Raw genomic sequence first — 10,621 nt, forward strand, 5'->3', positions numbered from 1 at the left:
GCGCTGCGCCGACCGTGACCGAGCGCGAAGCGCCGATAGTGTTGGTCTGCACCGCGCCAACGGTCCTGGTCTCAGCGGCCCCGACGGTGTCGATGCGCGCCGCGCCGACGGTGATGGTCTGGACTATCGCCACGGTCTGCGTGTGATTGGCGCCGATCGTTTCGGTCGAGTTCGAGCCGATGCCGATCGTCTCGTCCGATCCCACCGTGAGCGAGCGGTTGGCGCCCACCGTCTCGGTGTCGTTGCTGCCGATGTTCGTCGTCTGGTCGACGCCGATCTTGGCCGTCTTGTTGTTGCCGACGTCCTCGTCGAGGTTGTGGCCGACGGAGTGCTTGGCGTCATGGTCGATGCGGTCGGACTGGTCATGCTGGACCAGCTTCGTGCGGTCGTGCTTGATCAGAAGGTTGTGATCCTTCTGGGCCTGGAAATTGACCAGCTCGGAACCGGCCTTGTCCTCGAACATCAGCTCGTTGTAGCCGCCGCCGCCCTTGGACGAGTTCGATTTCCAGCCCGATTGCGTCGCGTTGCCCGGCAGCCCGTAGGGCGGCATCTGCGAGGCGTTGTAGACCCGGCCGGTGATGATCGGCAGGTCCGGATCGCCCTCGATGAAGTCGATGATGACCTCCTGGCCGATGCGTGGGATCTGGATGAAGCCCCAGCCGCTGCCGGCCCAGGTTTGCGAGACGCGCACGAAGCACGAGCTATTCTCGTCCTTCTTGCCCAGGCGATCCCAGTGGAATTGCACCTTCACCCTTGCATATTTGTCGGTGAAGATCTCTTCGCCGGATGGGCCGACCACGGTCGCCGTCTGCGGCCCGCGCATGATCGGCCGCGGCGTGATGCGCGGCGGGCGATAAGGCAATTTGGTAGGCGCGAGGCCCAGCACGATCCTGAAATTCTCGCTATGCCCCTCGTTCTGGGTCCGGTAGCCCGGATCGAACAGCCGGTACTCGGCGCTGAGCACCAGATAGTCCTGGTTCTGGTCGTCGCGCGGAAAACTCTCCAGCTTGAACTTGCAGCCGGCAAAGAGCCCGCGCACGGTGCCCACCGCGGTGCCGCGCTGATGCACCGCCTGAAGTTCCTCGCGCCGAATCCCCGCGATCTTGTCGCCGCGTCCGACATCCAGATGCGCTCCGGGCTGGCGATAGTTTTCGCCCGCGGCCTCCTTGTGGCCGAAGGGCTGCGCCGATTTCGCCATCAAATCCGCGCCGGGCTTCTCGAAATCATAGTCGGTGTGGGCGTAGGCGCCGGGCCGCACCGAACTGCCTGGAATCCATTCGGTGATGTATTCGACATCGCGCCGCGAGGCCTGCCCCTCGAAATTGTAAAGCACCTTGTCGTAGCCCGGAGCCGGCTTCAGCTTGCTCATCGCATCGCACAGAATGAGCGTGTGCTTGCCCTCGTCATATTCGAAGAAATAGAAGATACCTTCGTGCTCCATCAACCGCTGCACGAAATCCAGGTCGCTCTCGTCGTACTGCACGCAGTATTCGCGCTGCGGATAGGACCCCTGCAGCCGCTTCTCGAATTTCGCGATGCCGTATTTCGAGAAGATCTTCTCGATGATCTCCACCGCGGTCATGTTCTGGAAGATACGGCAATCGGTGGTGTTGCCGAGGAACCAGAGCCACGGCCTGATGACCGCTTCATAGTAGGCCAGCCGGTCCTCGATGCGGGTGAGCCGGAACTCGGACACCAGGCCGCTGAACCAGCGCTTCGGATCGGTCTCACCCTCGATCGAGACGGAGCCGCCCAGCATTTTCAGCGGATCGACATCGTGGTTGGTGCTGACGAACCCGATCGTATGGGCGAAGCAACGGCTGATCTCATCGCGTCCGACAAGATGGGTGAAGGTCAACAATTCGGCGCCTAACGGCGTCTGCACAACCGTGGCACGTTCGTTCGGCATAGGTCGTGCCCCTCCAGGACGCGGCCGCCAGTGTGATGGATTTGAAGTTCCCCCTATGTTAACCGCATCACGTTCGGGGACTTCCCGGATTGCCACACTAGGCTTCGTTCAGCCTACCATATGTTTTCCCACCGGCCAAAAGGAACGACGGGCGGGCAAAGCTTGCGCCGGAGGCAGTTGTGAAAGGCTGCTGTCGTGTTGTCCTCGCAAACTGCTAGAATGGCGAAATAGATCAGCGGTCCGCGGCCAATTCATATGTTCATCAGTCTGCAGATCAACAATGTCGAGGCCGTACCCGCAGGTCTCCCCCTCGGCTACGGATCGCGGGACCGCAGCTTTGAAATCGGGCGCGAAAATTGCGACTGGACCTTGCCCGACCCGGACAAATTCATCTCCGGCCGGCATTGCGAGGTGCGGTATGAGGCGGGAGCGTTCTGGCTGCACGATGTCTCGCGCAACGGTACCTTCGTCAACGGATCGAGCAAGCGCCTGGCCGCGCCGCATCGCCTCGGGCACGGCGACCGGCTGCTGATCGGCCGCTACGTCATCTTCGTGTCTCTCGACGACGAGCGCAGCGCGACGGGCCACCCTCATTCGCGATCCGGTTCGACGCAGCGCGAAATGCCGGCCCCGACGGGCCGGCCGCAGGAATTCAGCAACGAGCCGTTCTTCAGCTCGCGCGACCAGCGTCAGGCGCCGGCCTCGACGTCCTCATTGCGGCAGGCCGCCCCGCCGCCTTCGGCCGCGCAGCACCCCGGCGCGGACGAGATCCTCAGGGATATCGCGCGGGCTGCCGGTATCTCGCCGGACCTGCTTCAATCGCGCGACCCGCATGAAGTCGCAGCCGAAATCGGCGCGGTGCTGCGGACGACGGTCGAGCAACTGGCCTTGCTGCTGAAGGCCCGCGCGGCCGCCAAGATCCTGGCCAAGAGCACCCACCGCACGATGATCAGCGCGGCCGACAACAATCCGCTCAAATTCGTGCCCGGAACCGACGACATCATGGAAATCATGTTCGCGCGGCGCAGGGCCGGCTATCTTGATGCCAGGCACAGTGTCGAAGACGCCTTCCGCGATCTCAAGACGCACGAATTGGCCACCTATGCGGCCATGCAGGCGGCGCTCTCCCGGCTGCTTGACGACCTGTCGCCCGAGGCGATCGGCAAGAAGCTTCCGCCCACGTCGTTCAGCTCGAAGAAGAACCAGGCCTGGGATGCTTTCGTGGCCACCTGGCGAACCATGGAGGAAGCCCACGAAAACGGCATGCTGGACATATTCCTGGCCTATTTCGCCGAAGCCTATGCCAAGGCCGATAAGCAAAAATAGCGTGTAAAATCCGGCTCTAGGGCCGGATTTCTGCACCGCCGCCGTTAAGAATAATCCCCGCCATTCCGCGCATATGGTTCCAATCGGCGGCTTCTGAGATTACGATCACATACGACAGTTCGCCAGGCGGTTACGGCTGAATGACCCAGGGGTCTGCGGCAAATGTCATGTTACGGCGGGATCGCGTTCTGTAGCCTAGCTTCCACCGGACACTCCCCGCGTCAGCAGGGCACGAATTCTTTGCTTCTGCCCATGCCTGGTCTTGCGCGCCGGCACGGCCGCCATGCGGGAACGGAAGGCCAGCAATGAGCTCGAAGGACGATCCCTTCGGCCCCGCCGGCAAGACCGTCATTCGCGCCAATCCGCGACGCAGGCAAAAGCCGGCGCCGGCGCCGCCGGCATCCGCCGATGGCGGGCAGTCCCTGCCTGTGCGGGATTCGACGGTTTTCGATCCGCAGGGCGGACAGCGCATGCCGCCGGGCTGGGCATCCGGAACCGTGATCTATCAAGGGGCGGCGTCCAATGCCGGCCCCTTGGAGACCGCGCCCTCGCCGGCGCCGCAGCAGGACGTCCTGCTCGACGCCGCCGGCAGCATCACCTACCCCACGGCAAACCCGATCCTCGCCGCCGCCGCGCCTTTGCTGCTGCTGTTCAGCCAGCTCAGGCTCATCCCCGTCGAAAGACATGCCGAGCCGCTCGCCGGGCATATCGCCGAGGCGATCGAAAAGTTCGACCGGACGCTGCAGAAGTCAGGCATCGCCGAAGAGGACGTGCGGATCGCGAAGTTTGCGCTTTGCGAAACCGCCGACGATCTTGTCGGCAACCTGCCCTGGCCCGAGGGAGACGGCTGGGCAGGACATGCCATGCTGTCGCGGTTCTTTCACATCAAGTCAGCTGGCGCGGGCTTCTATGAAGCGCTGAACAAGCTGCTCGCGGACCCGGAAGCGCACTACGACCTGCTCGAATTGATGCATGGCTGCCTGTCGCTGGGGTTTGAAGGACAATACCGCGGCCTGGCGCGCCAGGGCGACAATCTCGAACGTATCCGGCGCGACGTCTTCGACACGCTCCGCTACTTCCAGCCGCCTGCCTCGCAAGACATCTCGCCCCGCTGGCAAGGCATGGCGGCCGTCATGGCGCAGCCGTCGGCCCGGCTGCCATTGTGGGCCGTGGCGGCCGCCGCGGCGACGCTGGTGACGGCGGCGTTTTTCGTCCTGCGCGTTCTCATCACCGATGAGGGCGATGCGACGGCCGGAGAGCTGCTGGCGCTCAATCCGTCGACGCCGGTCACCATCGAGCGCGCCGGCGTGGCGCCGCTGGCCGAACCGGCGAAAGTCGCTCCTCCCCCTCCAACTCCCGTCGCGCTCACCCAGATCAACCGCATCCGCGCAGCGCTGGCGAAGGATCTGGTGCGCGGCGGGCTGGCGGTGGGCACGCAAGGCAGCTTCATCGTCGTCGAGATAAACAACGTCCTGATGTTCGAACCCGGCAAGGCCGAGCTGAAACCGGAGTTCCAGTCCGTTGCCGCCGACATCGCCGGGGCGCTCGACGCGGAGCCGGGACCGATCAGGATCGTCGGTCACACGGACAACGCAAAGCCACGCAAATCGAGCACGTTCAAGTCCAATTTCGACCTCTCCGTCGCCCGCGCCAAGGCCGTCGAGGCGCTGATGGCGCCCAGGTTCAAAGACCCGTCGCGGATCACTGCCGACGGCAAGGGCGAGGACGAGCCGATCGCCGACAATGCGACGCCGGAAGGCCGCGCCACCAACCGCCGCGTCGATGTGATGATCCCAAAGGAGGAGACATTATGAGCGCGGCCCGCCGGAAGCGCCCATGACGCAATGGCTGCTGCGCATACTCAACGCCCTCGCCTTGGCCGGCTTCGCGGCAGCCGTCTGGTTTGCCGGGCCGTTGATCCGCTATGCCGATAGCCGCCCGCTGGGCCCGGTGTGGCTGCGCGCAGCGATCATCGGCCTGGCTGTGGCCGCGGCCGTACTCTTCTACACGATCCGGTTCTGGCAAAGGCGAAAGGCGCAAAAGGCGCTTGAAGCCGCAATCGTGCGCAACGACGCCGGCAATGACGATTCGCAGGTGCTCGAGGCCCGCATGAGCGAGGCCATCGCGACGCTCAAACGCTCGAGCGGCAAGCACAATTTTCTCTACGACATCCCCTGGTACATCGTCATCGGTCCGCCCGGCGCCGGCAAGACCACGGCGCTGGTCAATTCGGGCCTGAAGTTTCCGCTTGCCGGTTCCGGCACGGCGCAGCCGGTGGCCGGCATTGGCGGCACCCGGTCCTGCGACTGGTGGTTCACCGACGAGGCCGTGCTGATCGATACCGCGGGACGCTACACGACGCAAGATTCCGACAAGGCGCGCGACAACAAGAGCTGGCTCGCCTTCCTGTCGCTGCTCAAGAAATATCGCGCCAGGCAGCCGATCAACGGCGTCATCCTGGCTGTCAGCCTGGCTGATCTCATGAGCCTCGACGACCGGCAGCTTGATGCCCATGTCACCGAGATACGCAGCCGCCTGCGCGAAACCCATGAAACGCTCAGGATCCAGTTTCCGGTCTACCTGCTTTTCACCAAGGCCGACCTCGTCGCCGGTTTCATGGATTACTTCGGCGGCTTCGACGAGGCGCGCAGGCGCCAGGTGTGGGGCGCGACCTTCCAGACCACCGACCGCAACAAGAACATGACCGGCGAGGCGCCGGCCGAATTCGATGCCCTGGCGGCGCGCCTGGCGGACGAGGTGGCCGACCGGCTGCAGGAAGAGGCGGATCCGGTCGCGCGCATATCGATCTTCGGCTTTCCGGCGCAGTTCGGCGCCTTGCGCAATCGGGTTGCCGGCTTCATCGGCAGCCTGTTCGACCCCTCCCGCAGCGAGGTCAATGTCAGCCTGCGCGGCCTCTATTTTTCCTCGGGCACGCAGGAAGGAACGCCGATCGACCAGGTGCTCGGCGCCATAGGGCGCAGTTTCGGCAGCAGCGCCCAGGCCCATCTTTCCGGGACCGGCAAGAGCTTTTTCCTCCACGATCTTCTGGCCAGCGTCATTTTCGCCGAAGCCGGCTGGGTTTCGTATGACAGGTCGGCCGAAAGGCGCGCGGCGATCGCCAGATATGGGGGCATCGGCGCAATTGCCTTGGCCGCCGCCGTCGCCCTCGGCGCGTTTGCGCTCAGCTTTACCGCCAACCGATCGCTGCTCGCCGCAACGACGCAGGCGATGAGCCAATACCGCCAGGCGGCGGAACCGCTGCTCAACAGCACCGAGGTCGCCGACGTCGACCTCGAGAACGTGATTGGCCCGCTCGACCAGCTACGCAACCTGCCAGCCGGATTCGAGACCGGCGACACTCCGACGCCTATCGAGGAGACGTTCGGCCTCGGCCAGCGGGAACGGCTTCTTTCAGCGTCCAAAACGGCCTACCGGCAAGCACTGGAACGAAGCTTCCGCTCGCGCCTGCTGCTGCAGGCCGAGCGCACGATCCAGGCCAGGATGGCCGATCCGGCGGCACTCTATGAGCCGCTGAAGATCTATCTGATGCTCGGCGGCAAGGCGCCGAAGGTCGACGACGAGCTGGTCGTTTCCTGGATGAGGCAGGACTGGGAGCAGAACCGCTATCCCGGCGAAAACAACCGCGAAGGACGGGCCCAGCTCGAAAAGCACCTGCGCGCCATGCTTGCGCTGGACGATGCCTATGATCCGGTCTTCGAGCTCAACCAGCCGCTTGTCGAAGCCGCCCAGCGCTCGCTCGGACGCATGAGCCTCGCCGATCGCGCCACGGCCCTGATCAAGTCGGCGGTCTACGCCGCGGCCCTGACCGATTTTTCCGTCTCGGCCAAGGCAGGGCCGGAAGCGCCGCTGCTGTTCGAGCGCGCCGACGGCAGCGATCTCTCTGGACTTCGCATTCCCGGCCTCTACACCCATGCCGGCTTCAACGATTTCTATCTGCTCCAACTTTCGCGCATCGCGCAGATGCTTGTCGACGACCGATGGGTTCTGGGCGGCGGCGGCGAGCAGGGCGGCATCGATCAGGAATTGCTCAAGCTCGGCCCCGAGCTTCTCGATCGCTATGCCAAGGAATTCGCCGCAGCCTGGAACGGCGTTCTCGATCATCTGCGCTTCAAGGCGATGCTGAAGGACAAGCCGCAATATATCGCGCTTTCCGCCGCCGCTTCGCAGAACTCGCCGATCGATCAGCTGTTCAGCGCGATTGCCGATGAAACCGCCCTGACCCGGCAAAGCCAGGTCGCAAACACCGACGCAGCCACGGCCGGGCAGCCGGACGCCGCGGCCATCGCCAGGGGCCTTGCCCGCATCGGCATCCAGATGGCGATCGGCAAGTCGCAAAGCCGTGCCGGCGCGGGCACGGCGAGCGCGCAGGGCCCCGGCGCCAACGTCGAGGCGCAGTTCAGGTCGTTCCAGGCCCTGGTGGGCGGTCCCGCTGGACGCCGCCCGATGGACGCGTTGACCCAGAACTTCCGCGACATCTATCAGAGCCTGAAGCTGGCGGCGGACGTTCCCTCCGAGACCGAGCGCGTCAGCACGAACCTTCAGTTGCAGGTCTCGACGCTGCGCGCCAACGTCTCGCGCCTGCCCAAGCAGCTTGCCCGCATGGTCAACGCGGCGGCCGACGAATTCGAGGGCAACGTCGCCGAAACCTCGGTGGCGAATCTGAACCAGTTGCTCGACCAGACGGTGACGCGCCCCTGCGAGGAGATGGTCAACGGCCGCTATCCTTTCGCCGCCGGCAGCACGCAGGACATTGCGATGGCGGACTTCGCCAAGCTGTTCTCCCCCGGCGGATTGATGGACCGCTTCTTCGCGCGAAATCTCGCATCCATGATCGACATGACGGGCCAGGACTGGAACTGGAAGCAGGACCAGCGTTTCGGGCGCGATCTCTCGAAAGCGACGTTGAAGACCTTCCAGTCGGCGGCGGAAATCCGCGCCGCCTTCTTTCCGTCCGGTGGTTCGGTGCCTTTGGTCAGCATCACCTTCACGCCCTTTTCGTTGCATGGCGATGCCGACAGCGCGGTGCTCGATGTCGATGGCCAGACCGTTCAAAGCAGCCAGACAGGCAACGCGCCGAGCACGCTGAGCTGGCCGAGCGGCGCTGCCTCCGGGTCCGCCAGCCTGAGCCTTGCGCCGGAAATGCCGGGCCGGGAATCCGCCATCAAGTTCGACGGCCCGTGGGCGCTGAAACGGCTCATGGACAAGGCATCCGTCAGCGGTGGCGAAGGCAGTCTGGAAGCGCGCTTCGTGATCGGCGGACGCGACGTGGCTTATACGATCCAGAGCAATTCCGATCCCAACCCGCTGTTCCTTCCTGCGCTTAGCGCGTTCAGTTGCCCGAAGGGATTCTGAGATGTTTTTTCCGCTCCCCGCCTCATCGATGACAAAGCCGGCCGGCCGGCGTACCGGCCTTGATTTCGGTACTCTAATGCTCGCGCCTGTGGCAGAGTGGCGCGAGCGGCGGCCCGAGGGCGCGGCGCGAAGGACGCTTGAGAAGCGCTTGGTGGCAAATTGAACAATGTCGCCCTTCCCTTTGAAAGCTTCGGCGTCAGCCACAAAGGCTGCGTGCGCGACCTCAATGAAGACAGCTATCTGGTCGAGCCGCGAACAGGCCTCTGGGTTGTGGCCGACGGCATGGGCGGACATGATGCCGGCGAGGTGGCTTCGGCAAGCATCGTCGATCATCTGGCGACGATCGGCATCGCCAGTTCCGCGCCGGATCTTCGCGCACGCTTCGAGGACAGGCTGAGCCGGGCCAATGCCGAAATCCGCGGCATATCCGAAGCCCGCGGCATAACCATCGGCTCGACCTTCGCCGCCCTCTTGGTGATGGATGGGCGGTTTGCCTGCCTTTGGGCCGGCGACAGCCGGGTCTATCTTGTCCGCAATGCCTCGATCTCGCAGATCTCGAAAGACCACACCGAAGTCCAGGAACTCCTCGACAGAGGCATGATCAGCGCCGCCGAAGCGCTCACCTGGCCGCGCCGCAACGTCATCACCCATGCGGTCGGCGTCAGCGACGAGGTCGTGATCGACTACCAGCAGGGCGAGACCATGCCGGGCGACATCTTCGTGCTGAACACCGACGGGTTGACGGCGCATGTCAGCGATGCGGAGATCGAGGCGGCGGTGTTGTCGGCCGCGCCTCAGGCGGCGTGCGAGAACCTGCTGGAAACGGTGCTGGCGCGCGGCGGAACCGACAATGTGACCATAATACTCGTGAAGATCGGCGATCGTCGCAACGGCCAGGCGGCCGGTCCGCATCCCGCCACCGCCGGAGGTCGGGACCGATGAGCGCCGACGACAGGACGCGCGTCTCGCCGAGCTTTGCCAGCACAGGCGTCGGCACGCAGCTCAGCGGCATATACGAGCTCGACGAGCGGATCGCGTCCGGCGGCATGGGCGAGGTCTATCGCGGCCACAACATCCAGACCGGCGATCACGTCGCCATCAAGATCGTGCTGCCGGAGTTCGCCCGCGATCAGACGATCCTGTCCCTGTTCCGCAAGGAAGCCTCGATCCTCAACCACCTGTCGCATGACGCCGTCGTGCGCTACCACGTCTTCACCATCGATCCCGGTATCGGGCGACCCTACCTGGCGATGGAATTCGTCGACGGCCAGTCGCTGTTCGATGTCATCAGGCGTGGCGCCATGCCTGTGGAGGACGTGCGCAAGCTCTGTCATCGGCTCGCCTCCGCCCTGAGCGCCGTGCACCAGGCGGGAGCGATCCATCGCGACCTTTCCCCGGACAACATCATCCTGCCGGGTGGCCGGGTCGACCGCGCCAAGATCATCGATTTCGGCATTGCGCGCTCGGCGGCCGTCGGCGGGGAGACGCTGATCGGCGGCAGGTTCGCCGGAAAGTACAACTACGTTTCTCCCGAGCAGCTGGGGCTTTACGGAGGCGAGGTCAGCGAGCAGTCCGACATCTACAGCATGGGGCTGGTGCTGGCGGCCGCCTTGCGTGGCAACCCTCTCGACATGAGCGGCTCCCAGCTCGAAATCGTGGAAAAGCGCCGAACGGTTCCGGATCTTTCCGACATCGATGCCGATTTCCGCGAGATCATCGAAGCGATGCTGCAGCCGGACCCGAAGCACCGGCCGATCAGCATGGCCGAAATCGCCAGGATGACCCGCGACCCCGACGAGGAAACCAGGCCGCCGGTATCCGCCATGCCGCGCGAGCGGCCGGACCTGCATCGCACCGCGGCGCCTGCCGCGCCGGAAAAGCCGCAAGGCCAGGCCTGGGTGCCCCCCGGCGACCAGCGTTTTGTCCCGCACCAGCGGCCCGCGCATCTTTCCGAACCGCGCCCGCGGGCGGCGGCGCCCCCTCCCCGCGCGGTCGCGCCCGACGGTTCCAGGA

The 10,621-nt window shown here is 64.7% G+C and carries 6 protein-coding genes; 5 read left to right on the plus strand and 1 reads right to left on the minus strand.

Annotated elements, in window-relative coordinates:
• Nucleotides 1-1,909, minus strand: a 1,909-nt coding sequence (locus tag EN738_RS23130; protein ID WP_127285736.1) for a type VI secretion system Vgr family protein, incomplete at its 3' end; no start/stop codon positions are given.
• 255 nt (nt 1,910-2,164) lie between these two features.
• On the opposite strand from EN738_RS23130, the gene tagH reads away from it, so the two are divergent.
• The 5 genes from tagH to EN738_RS23155 form a co-directional block, all read left to right on the plus strand.
• Entirely contained in the window at nt 2,165-3,235 is a 1,071-nt protein-coding gene (gene tagH, locus EN738_RS23135) for a type VI secretion system-associated FHA domain protein TagH (RefSeq protein WP_127285737.1), read from the plus strand.
• A 305-nt stretch (nt 3,236-3,540) separates the two neighbouring features.
• Entirely contained in the window at nt 3,541-5,049 is a 1,509-nt protein-coding gene (gene tssL / locus EN738_RS23140) for a type VI secretion system protein TssL, long form (RefSeq protein WP_127285738.1), read from the plus strand.
• A 22-nt stretch (nt 5,050-5,071) separates the two neighbouring features.
• Nucleotides 5,072-8,608, plus strand: coding sequence for a type VI secretion system membrane subunit TssM (gene tssM / locus EN738_RS23145; protein WP_127285739.1), 3,537 nt, complete (start codon nt 5,072-5,074; stop codon nt 8,606-8,608).
• 159 nt (nt 8,609-8,767) lie between these two features.
• Nucleotides 8,768-9,550: a protein phosphatase 2C domain-containing protein gene (locus EN738_RS23150; RefSeq protein WP_127285740.1), complete on the plus strand. Its 783-nt coding sequence runs from the start codon at nt 8,768-8,770 to the stop codon at nt 9,548-9,550.
• Nucleotides 9,547-10,621: serine/threonine-protein kinase (locus EN738_RS23155; RefSeq protein ID WP_145966908.1), on the plus strand; the 1,075-nt coding region annotated here is incomplete at its 3' end. The genes EN738_RS23150 and EN738_RS23155, both read left to right, overlap by 4 nt.

The organism is Mesorhizobium sp. M4B.F.Ca.ET.017.02.2.1, from assembly GCF_003998955.1.
GTDB classification, from domain to species: Bacteria; Pseudomonadota; Alphaproteobacteria; order Rhizobiales; family Rhizobiaceae; genus Mesorhizobium; species Mesorhizobium abyssinicae.